Origin of the sequence: Ruegeria discodermiae (assembly GCF_030758345.1) — a bacterium.
Lineage (GTDB): Bacteria > Pseudomonadota > Alphaproteobacteria > Rhodobacterales > Rhodobacteraceae > Ruegeria_C.
In genome coordinates this window covers 864,050-881,386 of sequence record NZ_JAVAMO010000001.1, presented here as the reverse complement: position 1 = coordinate 881,386, position 17,337 = coordinate 864,050, and the positions used below count along the sequence as shown (strand labels likewise).

Annotated in this window: 17 protein-coding genes and 1 tRNA gene; 11 read left to right on the top strand and 7 right to left on the bottom strand. The window is 59.9% G+C overall.

Annotated features, from left to right (window positions below; translation table 11 throughout):
* Positions 1-86: 86 nt before the first annotated feature.
* The 4 genes from Q5Y75_RS04365 to Q5Y75_RS04350 all read left to right on the top strand — a co-directional run bounded on the left by Q5Y75_RS04365 (position 87) and on the right by Q5Y75_RS04350 (position 4,599).
* Positions 87-1,121, top strand: coding sequence for a cysteine synthase A (locus tag Q5Y75_RS04365; RefSeq protein WP_306194683.1), 1,035 nt, complete (start codon positions 87-89; stop codon positions 1,119-1,121).
* A 1-nt stretch (position 1,122) separates the two neighbouring features.
* Positions 1,123-3,546: a DUF3772 domain-containing protein gene (locus Q5Y75_RS04360; protein WP_306194681.1), complete on the top strand. Its 2,424-nt coding sequence runs from the start codon at positions 1,123-1,125 to the stop codon at positions 3,544-3,546.
* Positions 3,547-3,635: 89 nt separating this feature from the next.
* The gene (locus Q5Y75_RS04355) at positions 3,636-4,463 is read left to right on the top strand and encodes an endonuclease/exonuclease/phosphatase family protein (protein ID WP_306194679.1); all 828 of its coding nucleotides are present in this window, start codon (positions 3,636-3,638) and stop codon (positions 4,461-4,463) included.
* A gap of 46 nt (positions 4,464-4,509) precedes the next feature.
* Positions 4,510-4,599: transfer RNA gene (locus Q5Y75_RS04350), tRNA-Ser, on the top strand.
* Positions 4,600-4,919: 320 nt separating this feature from the next.
* Here Q5Y75_RS04350 and Q5Y75_RS04345 read toward each other — a convergent pair.
* The 4 genes from Q5Y75_RS04345 to Q5Y75_RS04330 form a co-directional block, all read right to left on the bottom strand.
* Complete coding sequence (locus Q5Y75_RS04345) at positions 4,920-5,642, bottom strand: SH3 domain-containing protein (protein ID WP_306194677.1); 723 nt, start codon at positions 5,640-5,642, stop codon at positions 4,920-4,922.
* Between the two features lie 272 nt (positions 5,643-5,914).
* Positions 5,915-7,174, bottom strand: coding sequence for an organoarsenical effux MFS transporter ArsJ (arsJ, locus tag Q5Y75_RS04340; RefSeq protein ID WP_306194675.1), 1,260 nt, complete (start codon positions 7,172-7,174; stop codon positions 5,915-5,917).
* Positions 7,171-8,169: an ArsJ-associated glyceraldehyde-3-phosphate dehydrogenase gene (locus tag Q5Y75_RS04335; RefSeq protein ID WP_306194673.1), complete on the bottom strand. Its 999-nt coding sequence runs from the start codon at positions 8,167-8,169 to the stop codon at positions 7,171-7,173. The genes arsJ and Q5Y75_RS04335 overlap by 4 nt, the downstream gene beginning before the upstream one ends.
* Positions 8,166-9,005: an arsenate reductase/protein-tyrosine-phosphatase family protein gene (locus Q5Y75_RS04330; protein ID WP_306194671.1), complete on the bottom strand. Its 840-nt coding sequence runs from the start codon at positions 9,003-9,005 to the stop codon at positions 8,166-8,168. The genes Q5Y75_RS04335 and Q5Y75_RS04330 overlap by 4 nt, the downstream gene beginning before the upstream one ends.
* Positions 9,006-9,046: 41 nt before the next feature.
* Here Q5Y75_RS04330 and Q5Y75_RS28445 point away from each other — a divergent pair, with 41 nt between their 5' ends.
* The 6 genes from Q5Y75_RS28445 (at position 9,047) to Q5Y75_RS04305 (ending at position 14,976) form a co-directional block, all read left to right on the top strand.
* On the top strand, positions 9,047-9,175 hold the full coding sequence (locus Q5Y75_RS28445) for a DUF3039 domain-containing protein (protein ID WP_371933222.1): 129 nt from the start codon (positions 9,047-9,049) through the stop codon (positions 9,173-9,175).
* On the top strand, positions 9,172-10,494 hold the full coding sequence (locus Q5Y75_RS04325; RefSeq protein WP_306194669.1) for an MFS transporter: 1,323 nt from the start codon (positions 9,172-9,174) through the stop codon (positions 10,492-10,494). The genes Q5Y75_RS28445 and Q5Y75_RS04325 overlap by 4 nt, the downstream gene beginning before the upstream one ends.
* A gap of 257 nt (positions 10,495-10,751) precedes the next feature.
* The gene (locus Q5Y75_RS04320; RefSeq protein WP_306194668.1) at positions 10,752-11,126 is read left to right on the top strand and encodes a DUF3302 domain-containing protein; all 375 of its coding nucleotides are present in this window, start codon (positions 10,752-10,754) and stop codon (positions 11,124-11,126) included.
* Positions 11,127-11,142: 16 nt separating this feature from the next.
* Positions 11,143-12,288, top strand: coding sequence for an HlyD family secretion protein (locus tag Q5Y75_RS04315; RefSeq protein ID WP_306194667.1), 1,146 nt, complete (start codon positions 11,143-11,145; stop codon positions 12,286-12,288).
* Positions 12,289-12,315: 27 nt separating this feature from the next.
* Positions 12,316-13,884 (top strand): efflux transporter outer membrane subunit, encoded by a 1,569-nt coding sequence (locus Q5Y75_RS04310; protein ID WP_306194666.1) that lies wholly within the window; start codon positions 12,316-12,318, stop codon positions 13,882-13,884.
* Positions 13,885-13,899: 15 nt separating this feature from the next.
* Positions 13,900-14,976: a class I SAM-dependent methyltransferase gene (locus Q5Y75_RS04305; protein WP_306194664.1), complete on the top strand. Its 1,077-nt coding sequence runs from the start codon at positions 13,900-13,902 to the stop codon at positions 14,974-14,976.
* A gap of 174 nt (positions 14,977-15,150) precedes the next feature.
* Here Q5Y75_RS04305 and Q5Y75_RS04300 read toward each other — a convergent pair whose 3' ends face one another.
* Entirely contained in the window at positions 15,151-15,480 is a 330-nt protein-coding gene (locus Q5Y75_RS04300) for a GYD domain-containing protein (protein ID WP_306194663.1), read from the bottom strand.
* A gap of 332 nt (positions 15,481-15,812) precedes the next feature.
* Positions 15,813-16,154, bottom strand: a complete 342-nt coding sequence (locus tag Q5Y75_RS04295; protein ID WP_306194661.1) for a hypothetical protein — start codon at positions 16,152-16,154, stop codon at positions 15,813-15,815.
* A gap of 403 nt (positions 16,155-16,557) precedes the next feature.
* Here Q5Y75_RS04295 and Q5Y75_RS04290 point away from each other — a divergent pair, with 403 nt between their 5' ends.
* Positions 16,558-16,878, top strand: a complete 321-nt coding sequence (locus Q5Y75_RS04290) for an NHLP leader peptide family RiPP precursor (RefSeq protein ID WP_306194659.1) — start codon at positions 16,558-16,560, stop codon at positions 16,876-16,878.
* 135 nt (positions 16,879-17,013) lie between these two features.
* Here the strand turns inward: Q5Y75_RS04290 and Q5Y75_RS04285 are convergent, their stop codons facing one another.
* Positions 17,014-17,334, bottom strand: coding sequence for a DUF202 domain-containing protein (locus Q5Y75_RS04285; RefSeq protein ID WP_306194656.1), 321 nt, complete (start codon positions 17,332-17,334; stop codon positions 17,014-17,016).
* Between the last annotated feature and the right edge of the window lie 3 nt (positions 17,335-17,337).

The window sequence follows — 17,337 nt, the reverse complement described above, 5'->3', positions numbered from 1 at the left end:
GCGCTTCCCGATACGCGTGACTCTGCTTGAGGTCGGCGGGGGGCGAGGGTACACCACATGTGTGAAACCGAAGAATTGAGGGCACCATGCGCACCGCACGTGATCTGGCTGATGCTGTTGGAAACACTCCCCTGATCCGGCTGCGCCGTGTCAGCGAGGAAACCGGGTGTGAAATCCTCGGCAAGGCCGAGTTTCTGAATCCCGGTCAGTCGGTGAAGGACCGCGCGGCGCTCTATATCATCCGCGACGCCATCGCGCGCGGCGATCTCAAGCCCGGCGGCACCATTGTCGAGGGTACGGCGGGCAATACCGGGATCGGTCTGGCGCTGGTCGGTGCCTCGATGGGATTCAAAACGGTGATCGTGATCCCGGAAACCCAGTCGGAAGAGAAAAAGGATATGCTGCGTCTGGCCGGTGCGGAACTGGTGCAGGTGCCCGCTGCGCCTTATCGCAACCCCAACAACTATGTGCGCTATTCCGAGCGTTTGGCCAATGAACTGGCCAAAACCGAACCCAATGGCGCGATCTGGGCCAACCAGTTCGACAATGTGGCGAACCGGCAGGCGCATCTGGAAACCACGGGCCCCGAGATCTGGGAGCAGACCGGCGGCAAAGTCGACGGGTTTGCCTGCGCGGTGGGCTCCGGCGGCACGCTGGCCGGTGTCGGCATGGCGTTGCAGCCCAAAGGCGTGAAGATCGCACTGGCCGATCCCGAGGGCTCGGCCATTCACGGCTTCTATACCACCGGCGAATTTGCCGCCGAGGGCGGTTCGATCACCGAAGGGATCGGGCAGGGGCGCGAGACGGCGAACCTGCAGGGGTTCAAACCAGACATGTCCTACAAGATTCCCGATTCCGAGGCCTTGCCGATCGTCTTTGACTTGCTGGAGCATGAAGGGCTGTGCATGGGCGGCTCGACGGGCATCAATGTGGCCGGCGCCATGTGTCTCGCGCGTGATCTGGGGCCGGGGCACACGATTGTCACCGTGCTCTGCGACTATGGGACACGCTATCAGTCCAAGCTCTTCAACCCCGATTTCCTGCGCAGCAAGGACCTGCCAGTGCCGGGCTGGATGACCGAGGCACCGCGCTCGATCCCGGGCGTTTTCGAGGACGCCTGACATGAAAGCCCTGCAATGGCTACTGGCTGCGGGGCTGATGGCCTTGCTGCTCGTCGCGGCGAACGCCGCGTCAGCGCAGTTGTCCATTGAGCAGAAGCAATATTATCAGGACTGGCTCAAGACCGCCGACAGGGCCGAAGATGCGGTGAATGCAGGCCGCGCGTCTGACGCCGCGCTGGAGAATCTGCGCACCGAACTGGATTCCTATCGCTCTATCTTCAACGAGGTGCGGGGCGGCAATTCGGATCGTATCAAGACGCTGGAAAGCCAGTTGGAGGCGCTCGGCGCCAAGCCCGAGGAAGGCGCGGACGAGCCTCAGGATATCGCCACGCTGCGCGAACATCTTCAGGACCAGCTTGATGCGTTGCGGGTGCCACGGATCATTTCCGAGGAAGCCTATAACCGTGCCAATGGTCTGATTTCCGAGATTGACCGGATCATTCGGCAGCGCCAGACCAAGGAATTTACCACGCGCGGCCCGTCCCCGCTCAACCCCGAGCTTTGGCCCGCTGCGGGTGCGGATGTCGCTCAGGCGTTGCAAAGCCTCTGGAATGAGATCATCGCGAATTTGAATACGGATGTGGTGAAAACCGAGATCCGCCAGCATTTGCCCTCTATTGTGCTGTTGACCGGGTTCGGTTTGATCCTGATCGCGCGCGGGCGCAGGTGGTCTGAACGGCTAGGGGATTATCTGCGGACCTTCGGTGGCAATGGCAGCGGCGTCTGGACCTTTATGGTCTCCCTGTCCCGGATTTTCCTGCCCTGGTTGGGCGTTGTGCTGCTGGCAACGGCCATTTCAACCACTGGTATCGCCGGGGTCAGGGGACAGTTGTTGTTGGATCAGGTTCCCAACTGGGCGGCGATCTTCTTCTGTTTCGACTGGATCGGGCGGCAGCTCTTTGTGATCCGCGAAGAAGACCGCAAGCCGATGCTCAGCCGGGTGCGCATGGCCGAGTTGCGGATCGTGATCGACCTGCTGGCAGTCATGCTGATCCTCTTTGATCTGGTGCTGCTGTTCCAGCGGATCGAAAATGTCCCCGATGCAACGCGGTCCGTGGTGACATTCCCGGTCATCGTCATGTCCGCACTTGTGCTGCTCAGGCTGCATCGCACCGGCCCATTGCGCAGCACCGGCACAGATTCTGACCCCGAAGACAATACGCGCCGCGCCGGGTTCTCGAAATTCGCGCGTCAGGTCCGGCGGCTGCTGATGATACTGGGCGTGCTGTCGGCGGTGGCTGCGGCGTTGGGTTATGTGACAGCCGCCGAGTCGATCATCTTTCCGGCGATCAAGACACTGGCGCTGATGTCGATTATCGTGATCGTGCAGCGGTTTCTGGGCAATCTCTATGGCTGGGTGACCGGAAAGGGTGCGGCGGGGCGGGATTCCCTGTTCTCGGTGATTGCCGGATTTGTCCTTGTCATTTTCTCTTTGCCCATTCTGGCGCTGTTCTGGGGGGCCCGCGAGACCGATCTGCAGGAGTTCTGGAGCCGCGCAAAGCAGGGCGTGAGCCTGGGTGGTATCGAGATTTCGCCGGGCGCGTTCATCACCTTCGCCGCCGTGTTTGCCGCAGGTTATACGATCACCCGGCTGTTGCAGGGCGGGTTGCGCAACTCGCTTTTGCCCAAGACCAAGTTTGATGCCGGTGCGCAGAATGCAATTGTTTCCGGCACCGGTTATATCGGGATCGCGCTTGCGGCGGTGATTGCGGTAACCAGCGCCGGGATCAACCTGTCTTCGCTGGCCATCGTGGCCGGGGCCTTGTCGGTCGGTATCGGTTTCGGGTTGCAGACCATCGTATCAAATTTCGTCTCGGGCATCATCCTTCTGATCGAACGTCCGATCAGCAAGGGCGACTGGATCGATGTGAACGGGCAGATGGGGTATGTGCGCGACATCTCGGTGCGCTCGACACGGATCGAGACCTTTGACCGCACCGATGTGATCGTGCCGAACTCGGACCTGATCAGCCAGTCGGTCACCAACTATACGCGCGGCAACACGGTGGGCCGGGTGATCGTGCCGGTGGGCGTGGCCTATGGCACCGATACCCGCAAGGTCGAGACCATTCTGGGCGAGATCGCCAATGCCCACCCGATGGTGCTGGCCAACCCCGCGCCCAGCATCGTGTTCCAGGGCTTTGGCGCGGATTCGCTGGATTTCGAAATCCGCGCGATCCTGCGGGATGTGAACTGGGTGCTGTCGGTGAAATCCGACATGAACCACGAGATCAACCGCCGCTTCACCGAAGAAGAGATCGAGATCCCGTTCGCACAGCGCGATGTCTGGCTGCGCAACCCCGAGACGTTGCAGGGGCAGGCGAGCCCGCCACAGGCGGCCGCAACATCCGCAGCACCAGCTTCGACGAAACCGGCTGGCCTGACCGATTCAGACATGGATGGCGACCCCGACGGGGATTACTAATCTGGCCCCCAGTCGGGCAGCCGCATTGCCAACAGCGCAATGGTCACAATTCTCTGCTAAGCTCGGATCGGAGCAACGGAGGATCACCTGTGGCGTCATTTCAACACAGCCTGGCCAGGATCGCGGTCTGGAACCTCGCGGGGTTCAACCCGTTCAATCAGGCTCTTGGTATCCCGGCGACCAGTGAGCGCGTTCAAAAGCAGGCCGAAGGATTGGCGCTGTTAGACGCAGAGCTGATCACCCTGGTCGAGGTCAGCCCGATTGAGCATATTGATCGCCTCGCCAATGCGCTCGCGGCATTTGGTCTGACCTACGAGAAAAAGATCATCGCCCAGCCCCATGGCAACATCCATATCGGTTTCCTGCACAAACCCGAGCTGGAGGTCTCCGATCCGCAGCTGATCGATGGCTCCGAAGGCGATGACCCGGATGGGCGTCAGGCAGTGGTTGTCGATGTCTCGGTGGGCCGCTTCAAGGCCAAGCTGATCGCAGTGCATCTGAAATCAGGCCGGAACCGTCCCGAACAGCAGATTCGCGACAGTCAGTGCAAGATCATCGGCGCCGAGATCGCCCGCATTCGACAAACGCCCGGCCTGACGCAGCGGACGATTCTGCTGATGGGGGATTTCAATATGATCCCCGGTCAGGATGTCAGCAATTTCCACCATCTGGGTGGGGATGACCTGATGGATTTTGTGTCTTGCTGGGATTTGCAGGACCGGTTCTCGCATATTCTGGACAAGGGACGAGCCAATCTGCTGGATGGTTTTGCGGTCTCGCGCACCTTTGCCACCGACTATGTGCGCGGCAGCTTGCGGCTGTTTCCGATGCACTGGACCATGAATATGGGGCGCGAGGCGTTCAGGGACGAGGTCTCGGACCATCTGCCTTTTATCGCGAGTTTTCGCATTTTCTGATTGGCTCTTGCGTTCCCCGATCGAATTCGCATAAGTCACGCCTACCGGAGAGGTGGCCGAGTGGTCGAAGGCGCACGCCTGGAAAGTGTGTAGGCGGGAAACCGTCTCCAGGGTTCGAATCCCTGTCTCTCCGCCATCAAGCTTTGTTGCAGTATATCAAGACCTGATACTCGGAATGATAGCGTTAAATTGGATGCTGGAATCCTCGTTTTGGCAGCTCGCCAATGGTTCTGAAAACGCGGGTGCGACGGTCTAGCTTGAAGATGGTCTCACCAGTACTGCTGATCCTCATTTTGAGGTGGTCCTCCGTTGTGACAGGAACACCGGAGCATCGAAACAGCGAGCAGGTGATCGGAGTCAGAAGATACTATCCACTATACCCTCCGGTTTAAGGTGTTAACGCTGCCAATATCCAGGCTTTGGCTCTGGTCGGGTGGATCACTTCGATAACTTTCTTCAGTGATGTGAACCATGCCCACCATGTGAACCGCCGTGCCCGCCATGTGAACCGCCATGTCCACTATGTCCGCCATGTGGAGCGCCATGCCCGCCATGCGAATCGTGACCGCCATGTGGAGCGCCGGTTTGGTGTGATCCGGGATGCGAATGATGGTGGTGATGACCATAGGCCCCATGGTGTTGGTAGTACGGAGCGCTGTGATCATGTGTGTGATAGTGTGGAGCGGGATGATACAGTGGGTGAGTGGCGTTGTGCGCAGCATAGTGGCACGCCGGATCCTGCGGCGCGTGATAACAATAGGGGCCAGGAGCCGGATGGTAGGGGTGGTAGTAGCGGTTCCAATCGGCATACCACGGGTATTGCTCGTAGTGGTTGTTCCAGTAGGCTTGATTGAACTCGATGATCGCAATACCGATTTCTGCGGCGAGTACTGGTGTCAGAACTGATTTCTTGCCATCTCTGTCTGTCAGTATGTAGTTGGATGAAATCCAACCGCGTGCAGCGTTCCACGATACATCACACCAGCTATAGCCCGTTTGACACCCGTAGATTTCGATCGTTGCATCCTGCGGCAACGTCGCGACAACCGGGTAGCTGATCCCTGGCCCAGCCCGCATGTGGGCCGAGGTTGTGGTAAAACCCTGCGTTTTCGCGTGTGCTAAGTTAGCTAGCAGCGGCAAAACAAGCATTGCCATTATGGCGATAGATAGTCGTTTCATTGCATTTCCCCGCGTATGGCTAGGACACTTGAAACACTACATAGACATGAACTGTTTCAGTCAATGCACTGCCCGAGCAACTTAATCTGGGATTAGTTTGTTCTTCAGAATAGGCGCGGTGCTCAGAGATGACCTAATTTGTGCGCGGGTTCATCTTGCCTTTGTTGATCCCGTTGCCGCAATGCCATCGCAAGCCCCTGTTCTTGGTCGCAATGGCGCTCTCCCTGTTCGAGACGCCGCAATAGCACGGGTCGGCGCCAATAAGCTGAAGGCTAGTCTCTCGAAACAGTCTTCGCAGACAGATTGCCGATGCTGAGCCAGCTCAGCGCGATCATCAGCGCGGCGATTCCGAGGCATAAGGGCAATCCGCCAAGCTGGTAGCTCAGCCCGGACAGAACCGTGCCCAGCAGTCGCCCGGCGGCGTTGGCCATGTAGTAGAACCCCACATCCATCGTCACGCGCTCGGAACTGGTGAAAGCGAGGATCAGGTAGGAATGCAGCGATGAATTCAGCGCAAAGAGCGCGCCGAAGGCCAGCAGGCCGATCACGACGCAGATGGTCAGCCACAGGGCCGGTGTTGCGGCGAGCCAGGCGAGAGCGGCCAGCACGAGCGGGACGAAGAACAAAAGCCCGACCCAGAAGCGGGCTCCGGCGACGATCTCTGCCTCGCTGCGCTCCCGCGCGCGCAGCAGCTTTGGCGCGCTGGCCTGCACTGCGCCATAGAGGATGATCCAGAGCGCCATGAAGGTGCCGACCATGAAGAACGCTGCGCGGTTGCCCTCGGGCGTGCCGTCTGAAAGTACCGAGTAGAAATAGATCGGGATGCCCACCACAAACCAGACATCGCGCGCGCCAAACAGGAAGACCCGCGCAAGGCTCAGCCAGTTCACGTTGCGGTTCTTGGAAAAGACCTCTTTGAATTTCGCACCTTTCTTGCCGGTTGGCAGGCCCGAGGGCATCCGGAACAGCAAAACCACCAGGATCACGGCCAGAATAGCCGCCATGCTCAGCACCGACGGGACAAAGCCGATCAGCCCAAGTGCGCCAGCCCCCAGCAGGAAGCCGAGACCTTTCACCGCGTTCTTTGATCCGGTCAGCAGCGCCACCCAGCGAAACAGGCCCGCCCCCTCGGTCGGGGCCAGCAGCTTCACCGCGCTTTTGGAGCTCATCTTGGCGAGGTCTTTGGCAACGCCGGACAGCCCTTGCACCAGCATCACGAACACTACCGATGCGGCGACTGTCCAGCCTGGGTCGAGCATCGATAGCGCCAGCAGCGCCACCACCTGCAGCGCGAGACCGGCATAAAGCGTACTGGTCAGCCCGAACCGCGCCGCGATCCAGCCAGCCGACAGGTTGGTGACCACGCCCGCGATCTCGTAGAGCACGAACAGATAGGCCAGCTGGATCGGCGAAAAGCCCAGCGTGTTGAAATGCAGCAGCACCAGCATCCGCAAGGCGCCATCGGTCAGCATGAAGGCCCAATAAGCCGCCGTCACGGCGAAATAGGCGGCTAGGCCTTCAGGCCTGCTCATAAGGCATCGCCCACCATGAACGCCACATCCACCAGCCGGTGCGCGTAGCCCCATTCATTGTCATACCAGGCATAGACCTTCACCTGCGTGCCGTTCACCACCATGGTCGAGGGCGCATCGACAATCGATGAGCGTGGATCATTGGTGTAGTCGGTCGAAACCAGCGGGCGGGTCTCATAGCCTAGAATGCCTTTCAATGGCCCCTCGGCTGCGGCTTCGAACAGCGCGTTGACCTCTTCGGCTGTGGTTTCGCGGGCCACTTCGAACACGCAATCGGTCAGCGAGGCATTCAGCAGCGGCACCCGCACCGCATGGCCGTTCAGCTTGCCGGTCAGTTCGGGATAGATCAGCGTGATCGCCGTGGCCGAGCCGGTTGTGGTCGGGATCAGCGCGTTCAGCGCCGAGCGCGCGCGGCGCAGGTCCTTGGCTGGCCGGTCCACGATGGTCTGGGTATTGGTCACGTCATGGATCGTGGTGATCGAGCCATGCTTGATGCCCAGCCCCTCATGAATGACCTTCACCACCGGCGCGAGGCAATTGGTGGTGCAGCTTGCCGCGGTGATAATCCGGTGCGTTTCGGCGTCGTAAATGTCGTGGTTCACGCCATAGACGATATTGGCAACGCTCTGATCCTTGACCGGGGCCGACACGACCACCTTCTTCACGCCCGCTGCAAAATAGGGGGCAAGGGCGGCTTCACTCTTGAACACGCCAGTGCAGTCGATCACCACATCGACCCCGTCGAGCGGCAGATCCTCCAGCTTGCGGGTCGAGAGCGCGGGGATGGTTGTGCCGTCGATGGTGATGCTGTGATCGGTGGCCGAAAACGCGGCAGGCCAGCGGCCATGGACAGTGTCGAATTCCAGCAGATGGGCATGCATATGCGGATCGCCCACCGCATCATTCACGAAGGCGATCATTGCGCCACGTTCCAGCAACGGGCGTAGCGCCAGCTTGCCGATCCGGCCCAGGCCATTGAGTGCATAAGTTGTCATACGGTTTCCGACGTCCTTCCAATGTCATCGACATGTCTTTGTAGTGATGCGCGGTCGAGCGTGCCCAGGGGCAGCGCCGCAAAGGCTTTGATCCGGTTATGCATCGCCCCATAGGTCTGCTGGAACGCCAGCCGTTTTTCGGCCTCGGTGCCGGTGGCCTTGACCGGGTCGGGCAGACCCCAATGGGCCGAGATCGGCTGACCGGTCCAGGCCGGGCAATCCTCGTTTGCGGCCAGATCGCAGACCGTGAAGACAAAATCGAGCGGGGGCGCATCGGGCCCCTGAAACTCGGCAATGTTCTTGGCGCGCAGGATCGAGGTGTTGATGCCTCGGCTTTTCAGCATCTCGATGGCATAGGGGTTCAGCTCGGACCTGGGCTGTGTGCCGGCGGAATAGGCGGTGAACCTGTCGCCGGCCTCATGCCGCAGGATCGCCTCGGCAAAGACCGATCTGGCAGAGTTTCCGGTGCAGATGAAAAGGACATTGAAGGTCTTGTCAGGCATGGTCTGACTCCTTGCAAACGGGTCGGGTAAGTTGGGCGGGCAGAGGTCGGGTCGCCCCCTGCAGCAATCCAGAAACAGGTCAGACACAACACTTTGCGCCGCATCGAGGTTCATCTGATAGAGAACCGAAGTGCCACGGCGGCTTTGCAGGATCAGCCCGCATTTGTGGAGCGCCGAGAGATAGACCGAGGCTGTACTGGCCTTCAGCCCCAGCACATGCGCAATCTCTCCGGCCGAGACCTGATCGGGGCAGCGTCGGACCAGCAGGCGAAAGATGGCCATCCGTTGCGGATGGCTCAGAACGGAGAGGCGATCGAGCAGCGTTGATTCCATAATTCATGAATATATGAAATTAAAAATGACGCAAGCCCCGATTGCGGTTGTGGACGGAACGCCGCTACTACGCTCACTCTGCGCTCATCGGCCGAAATTGCGTTGCCCTTTGTGGGACGCTGTTTTTATGCTCGCGAAACCCCGCTCCGAAAGCCAAGCGCACCCGATGACTACCCAGCAGGACACCACCCAAGCAAAGAGCGCAGCGGTTGCCCGCCGGAACGTGCCGATCCTTGCCGGGCAGGGGGCGTTCAACATGATGGCCTGGTCGATGGCCAGCCCCTCGATCGTGCTGGCCTTTCTGGCGGTCTCGCTTGACCTGCCGATGTTTCTGGCCGGGCTTCTGGTGACGATCCGTCACGGCGCAGGCACGCTGGGAGATATCTTCGTCTCGGACCGCATTGCGCGGCTATCCAGGAAGAAGGGCGCGATCATCTGGATGGATATTGCGGTTGCCGCCTGTTTCCTGCTGGTCGTTGTCGTCACACTGATGGGCGATCGCACGGCCACGATTGCGGCCTTTGTCATCGCGATTTTCCTGATCGGCGTGCTTGAGGAAATCAAGGCGATGCTGATTGTCGATTTCGTCAGCGACAATATGGACAGCCGCAGCCGCATGCAGGTCAGCTACGTCCAGAAGGCCATCGGCGGGGCAGGAACCATCGCGCTGGTGCTGCTTGTTCATCAACTGATGCAGGACGCGCCCGCGCTGTCGCGGCATTCCACGGTGGTCATGATCGGTGTGCTGTGCTTCCTGCTGTCGGCGATTTCGATGCTGGCCTTTCGTGAAACTGCGATTGGCGCCAAGGTTGCGCCAGAGCCGAGCGCACGCAAATCCTGGGCGCTGACCGGCTTTTTCCGCCGCGCTCGCGACCTGTTTGCCGAACCCTGGTTCCGCCGTTTCATGGTGATCCGGCTATCCTTCGTGGTGGTGGGCCTGTCCGTGCCGTTTTTTGCCCTGATCGCCGCCGAGGCGCATCACAGCTCGGCCAAGGGGCTGACCGCCCTGATCATCTCGTCCGCAGCGGCGGTGCTGGTGGCGACGCCGCTCTGGCGGGTGCTGAACGGCTATTCGCTCAATCTGGTGATGGCGGTGGCGGCCCTGATGGTCGCGGTGACGGGCTGCGTTCTGATGGTGCTGCACCATGCGGGCATTGACCATGACATCCATGTACACGCTGTATCGCTGTTTCTGGTGACCATCGCGGTGACTGGGCTGGGCGGCGCCCGCTCGCTTTATTTCATGGAGGTGGCCCCGAAAGACCAACGCGTTGCGGCCAAGGCGGTGTCCACCAGCCTGGCCCGGATCGCCATTGTCGCGATCTCCGCTGCGCTGGCGGCGGTTGCCCACTCGGCTGAGGTCGCCTGGGCGATTGTCTTTATCACTGTGGTGAGCCTTCTGGCCGCGATCCTCAGCTTTTGGATCTTGCCCCCGCGCGCGAGCGCGCCTGCGCCGCAGAGCACGAGAGTTAGCCCCAAGGACCGTTGAATTACCGCGTCAGGTTTCAGCCAAACTTGACCGCTACGCTTGCCAAGACAACCCTCGGGTGACACAGTTCTTCAAAAGACGATGGCGTATAAGCCACGCAGGAGGTTAATCGAGGTCATGATAGCTTCTTTGTTGGTCATTTCACCGGTTCGGGCAGGGCAGAAAAACCTGTGTCGATCCTCTGGTGCAATGCCCATTTCCGAACCCAGTCGAAAGCGGCGGGCGACCCGCGCCGCGACCAAAACCGGAGGGATGCCATGGGACTGCTTGGCGCACCGCTTGAACGTTACGACTATCTGACCTTTCTGGCGCTGATCCTGATATTGGCGGCGGTGATGGGGCTGTTCCTGTTCCTGATGGGCCTGCCGGGCCGCATCGCGATCAAGCGCAACCATCCCCATGCCGAAGCGGTCAAGATCATGGGCTGGATGGGATTCCTGGCCGTTGTGCCCTGGGTCCATGCCTTCATGTGGGCCTTTCACGATGGGGTGACGGTCGATCTGCGTCGGATGCCCGAAGATGAGCGCAAGAATATTAGAGATGAAATCAAGCGGTTGGGCGGTGACGTTAAAGAAGAATACCGTGAGGCAAGCGACGATGGCACCCCCTCTGATGACAATGCCAAGAGCTAGGGAAATCTAACCGGATATGTTTGTCGCGCTCTGCATCACGCTCTTTTACATCATCTTCGTCTGGTTCGTCTTCTTCAAGGCGCAGTGGCTGAAATTCAACATCGCCTGGGGCATTGTCTCGTTCTGGGTCGGGGCGCATCTGCTGCTGATCTTTCTGGTGGCGCTGCGCTTTTTCCAACCGATGTCGATCGACAGCCATGTGGTGCGCTCGACCATCCAGATCGTGCCGCGCCTGACCCAGCCGACATTGCTATCTGAGGTTTTGGTCACCCCGAACCAGCCGGTCAAGAAAGGCGAGCCGCTTTATAAATTCGACGATACGATCTTTTCGCAGCAGCTGGCCTTGGCTCAAGCACAACTGGCGGCCGCCGAGCAAAACGCCAAAGTGCTCGAGCAGGATGTGATTGCCGCCAGTGAAGCGGTGGTACGTGCCAACGCGCAGCTAAACTATGCCAAGACGCAACAGAAGCGCTATGAAACGCTCGTGCCGCAAGGCGGTGCTCGGCAAGAGGAACTGGACCGCTGGAACGAGCGGGTGATCGAAGACACGGCCACGGTTCACGAATCCGAGGCCAATCTGGCCAAGGCCAAGCTCGGGCAGGGCTCGCAGATCGACGGCGTCAATACCGGGGTGGCCGAGGCGCGGGCGCAACTGGCCGAGGCGCAGTATTTCATGGATAATACCACGATCTACGCGCCAGCCGATGGCATGATCGTCTCGCAACAGGCAAAACCCGGCCTTGTGGTGGGTGAGATTCGCCTGGGCTCCATCGCCAGCTTTGTGCTGGACGAAGATCCTTATATTCTCGCCTCTTACCGCCAGCAGAATCTGAAATTTGTCGAGCCGGGTCAGCCGGTCGAAGTGGCGCTGGATCTCTATCCCGGTGAGATCCTGAATGGGGAGGTCGAGGCGGTCTGGTGGGCCACGCGGCAGGGGCAATACCTGCCCTCGGGCCGGTTGCCGAACTTCGTGCTGCCCAAGGCGCCCGGACATATCGCCGTTCAGATCAAGGTCGATGTGCCCGAGGGGCATACCTTCCCCGCAGGCGGTCATGCGGCGGTGGCGATCTATACCGGCAAGGGGCAGAGCTTCGAGTTTCTCCGGCGCATCAATATGCGGCTTTATTCCTTCGCGAACTTCATCAGGCCGCTCAATATCTAAGGCCAATAAAAACAAGGCGGGCAGGGCATGACAGGCAGGGGCAGACAGAGTATCGGCAGGCTGATGACGCTATGTGCGGCCGCGGCGCTGACCGCCTGTGCGCCGCTTGGCCCCGACTTCGTGCGCCCGAACTCGCCTGTTATGAACCAGTGGATCGAGGCCAACAGCCCTGCCGCCAGCCAAAGCTCGGGCCTGACCGCGCGCAGTGAGCCGGTGGTGGAGTGGTGGAAAAACTTCAACGACCCGGTGCTGAACAAGCTGATCCGGCAGGCTTACGCCCAGAACCTGTCTTTGCAGATCGCAGGCGCACGCGTGCTGCAGGCCCGCGCACAACTTGGGATCGCCTATGGCGAACTGTTTCCGCAGTCACAGGCGGTCGGTGCCTCGACATCGCGGCGGGTGATCAGCGAGAACCTCGATCCGATCCGGGAAATCCGCGAGGTGGTGCCGTTTGATACGGGTTTCACCACCAACCAGATCGGATTTGATGCGACATGGGAGGCTGACGTCTGGGGCGCTCAGCGCCGGGGCGTGCAATCGGGCAAGGCCAACCTTGCCGCGCAGGTCGCCAATTATGATGACGCGCTGGTGACGCTGACCGGGGACGTTGCGGCGATCTACATCAATATTCGCGCGTTGCAGGAAACGCTGCGCGTCGCGCAGACCAATATCAAGTTGCAGCAGCAGGCGGCGGATATCGCTCAGATCCGCTTCAACAACGGCGTCACAACCGAGCTGGACGTGCAGGAATCGCTGACCCTGCTCAACAACACCAAGGCGCTGGTGCCGCAGCTGGAAAGCGATCTGCAACAGGCCAAGAATGCGCTGGCGGTGCTGCTGGCGACAACGCCCTCAAAGATGACGTCGCTGCTGGGCACTGGGCGCATCCCGGCGGCGCGCTCCAGCATCGTGGCAGTCGGCGTGCCAGCCGAGTTGCTGCGCCGCCGCCCCGATATCCGCGCCGCCGAGCTGGAGGCCGCCGCGCAATCGGCGCAGGTGGGGATCGCCATGGCGGATCTTTATCCGCAGTTCATCCTGTCCGGCTCCATCGGGTTGCAGGCCTCGGCCAATCAGAACCTGTTCAACAGCTCCGGCACCACCAGCCTGGCCAGTGCGGGCGTGGTCTGGAACGTGCTGAACTATGGTCGGATCAAGGACAATGTGCGCGCCCAGGACGCCGCCTATCAGGAGTTGATCGCAAATTACCAGAACACCGTGGTGACGGCCTATTCCGAGGTCGAGAATGCCATGGTCGGCTACACCCAGGCGCGCAAGCAGGTGGGCTTTTATGATCAAAGCGTCAAGGCGTCGGATCGCTCGGTCGAGATCGCCATTGACCAGTATCAGGGCGGCACGCAGGATTATTCGCGCGTGATTGATGCGCTGACGGCGGCTTTGCGCGCTGATGCCGATCTGATTCAGGCGCGGGCCTCGGTGTCGAACAATCTGGTGTCGATCTACAAGGGGCTTGGTGGCGGCTGGCAGATCCGTCAGGGGCGCGAGTTCCTGCCCTCGGACGTGCTGGCCGAAATGGCCTATCGCACCGATTGGGGCGATCTGCTGAGCCAGGACCCGGAAGGGGCCAGCATCCGGTAACAGAGGGATACGCGCATGCAGGTGACCAAAGGCATGGTTGGCCACGGCTTCTATGATGGCCATTCCGCCCCCCAATGGGCGGCCACCGCGCATGTGCTGTCCTGGCTTGAAGAGACCGCCGCAGAACTGGACCTCTCAGGCAGCGGCACTGTCACGCTGGCCGATTTCGGCTGTTCGGAGGGGCGGAACTCCATCGGGGTGATGCGGCATCTGGTTCCGGCGCTCAGGGCCCACAGTGACAGACCGATCCAGACCATTCACAGCGATCTGCCCACCAACGATTTCTCGGACTTGTTTGAGCTGCTGGACCCGGAGGGCGGCATTTTCGAGGACGAGCACGTCTATTCTTCGGCTGTGGGCGGCAGCATGTTCCGCCAATTGCTGCCTCCCGCCTCGGTGCAGATGGCGATGACGTTCAACGCGATCGGATTCCTCAGCCGCAGGCCGCTTGATCGCCTGCCGGGGTATATTCTGGCCAACGGTCCCAGCGCCCTGAATCCCATTGGCCATGTCAGTGAGTTCGAGCGCTCCTCCTTCGCACAACAGGCCGATGCCGATCTGCGCAGCTTTGCGCGCGCCCGCGCCGCCGAAATTGTTCCGGGCGGCAAACTGCTGATCGAGGTTTTTGGCGCGGGCGAAGCTTTGCGCACCTGCGACGGCATCTATGACGTGCTCAACGACGCGGTGCTGGACGCGCTGAAGGCCGGGATGCTGACGCAGGAGGCCTACGCGCGCTATTACCAGCCGGTCTATATGCGCACACTGGATGAGGTCATGGCCCCGTTTGAGGACAGCCATTCGGACCTGAGCACCCTGTTCACGTTGGAACGATCCGAGCTTTATGAAATCCCCGTTTCTTTTGTCGAGGCTTTCAAACAAAACGGCGATGTGGAGGCCTATGCAAAAGCCTATACCGATTTCTTCCGCGCCTTCACCGAGACCTCGCTGCGATTGAACCTTTCCGACAGCGCGGATCTGGATGGCCTTGTGCGCTATGTCTACACCCGTGCCGAACAGCGCGTCCGCGAGACGCCCGAGCGCTACCCGTTCAACTATATCGCCATGGCGGTGTTGCTGACCCGGAAGGGTTAAACTGTTCCTGCAAAGCCGTCGGACAAACATCGCCGGAAACTCGGCTCAGCCCGCCCTGTGATCACCCTGACACAGGGCGGGCGATGAAGCGAGGTTCCCGCAGCGCGAGCCACGACGTGCAGAAGACCCGACGGGCTCCGCCCGATCACGGCATTTTCAAACTTGACGAGGGTCTTAACCGGCCGGTTTGAACTTGGCGGCGATCCCTCCTGCCTTTTTCTGCGCTTCCATGAACTCTTCGCTGGAATATCCGCGAACCGTTTTCATGTTGGACACGGTGCCAGTCGCCCCCGCGACCATTAGTGCAGGCACGATGTCTTCCCCATCTGCCGCTTCACAGATCATCAGGAAGTCGGTTTCACCTGTCGTGGCATAGTAGGCAATCAACTTGCCGCCAACCGCCTCAACCAAGGGCTTAACGGCGGCAGCCCGATCAGATGGATTGGCCATCATGCCTTGGATCGCCTGAACAGTATAATTTCCGGTAACAATGTAAGTCGCCATGTGTTCCTCCCACAAAACTTGACTAAAAATACTGCAATACTAGCGTATTTTCTCGAATCCACGGCATGTTTTTTGCGATCCGCCTCCGTTCGGATGCAGGAGTGAAGCACAGAGACACATTCTGGGTGTTCTTGGGGAGACATCACCGTTTGACCGCCTTGAGCTCAAAAGCTGAGAGCTCGGTTATCTTATTGCATGCGCTCTCGGCTTGAAAAAACGCGGCGGGGCGGAGATTTTTCCGCTCCCGCGCAACGAGCAGACCAGCCATTCGCGATATAGGCAGCGAAGTCGAGTAGTCTATCTTCGTGTGTTTGGTTTACACATCCACCGCCTTAGGGGACAAATGTGGTCGTAAGATTGGGTGGGAGCGTGACCGTGCAGGTCAACCCGCTGATGGACTGGGTTTGACAGAATTGCGTTGTGCCGCCCGTAGCACCGACCAGGTCATTGTCAGAGACCTCACCCTGCGTGGGTGCCGCCGGGATGTGCAGGTATTTCGTACCCGCCGTGTCCCGCACCACCTTGAACTCCATGTCCTGGGGCAGTTCGCCGACAATTTCCTCAATCGCCGCCTTTGGGTCGCTCTCAAGACGGGCACTGAATTCTTTATCGCTCCAGGCGCGTTCATAAATCGCCGCGAGTTTGTCGCTGCTTTTCTGATGTGTGTAAGTCATCTGTGCTTTCCTCTCAGATTGGGCCGTGCCGGGATCTGCCCCGGAGAGTCGGCTTTCTGGCACTAAGTTAGGCGGGCAAGCTGCGTCGCTGATGAAGCGTTAGTTAAGAAAGCTAAAGTTCTTATCCCGGCGGTGTGGGCGCTTGCGGCGCAGAGCGGGGTCGTTCCCAAAAGGCGCGGCGCCGCGAGCCTTTCAGAATCGGTCAAGTTCCGGGCCGTGGGGGTAAGCGGCCAGTTCTGAGCCGCGATGCTCAGTATGCGCGCATTTTTGCGTGTTCCAGCGACATGAGCTTTTCTTAACGGTCTGCTCATCCGGAGTGCAGCATCCGCCCTTAGCTCGATGGGCCTAACAGCGTCTCAAGCGGGGCTTCTCCCGCGCGGCGCATAAGGAAAGGAGCAACGCAATGACCATCAAGGATAAACAGAGCGGCGCAGACCATCTTACCGCCATCTATGAGCGCGCCTGGACTGACGAGGCGTTCAATGCCCGTCTAAAAACCGACCCAAAAGCCGCGATCGAGGAAATCATCGGCGAACTGCCCGCCGATATCGAGATCAACGTGGTACAGGATACCGCAGATACGAAGTACCTGCACATTCCGGCGGCCCCCAAACAGGGTGAGGTTTCCGATTCCGAACTGCTCGGTGTGCAGGGCGGAACCACGCCGGGATGCATAACGGCGCTTACGTTGACAATCTCTGCCATCTCCTGGGTCGAGGCCTGAGCCTCTCTACCTGGTGCGGCGGGGGCTTCGGCCCCCGTTTACATACAGAGTGAAGCCGTTTGTTTTGATATGCGGTGCATCGCGCTTTGCTGGGGTATACTGGGCAGCTGCGCCGAAAGCACCGCCCTCATGACTTCACGACACATGCAGCACAAAGGCTCCGAGCAGCGCAAAAAGTGAGCCGACCAGCACCAACAGCATAATGTCGGCGCTGTCTTCGTAGTCATCCGTGGCCTTGTCACTTCTGATCCGGTGATGCATGCGCCGCATCCGCACATAAGCCAGCAGCAGCACCAGCGCGCCCGCCACCATCATCAGCGTTTCGGTCCAGATCGTCACCGGTTCGTCATTCATCCGTGTGGCCACAAGGCCAAAGCCCACGATCGCTATGACCGTACGGACCCAGGCCAGAAAGGTCCGCTCGTTTGCAGCATGTTCGCGGTAGCTGTCGATCATCGG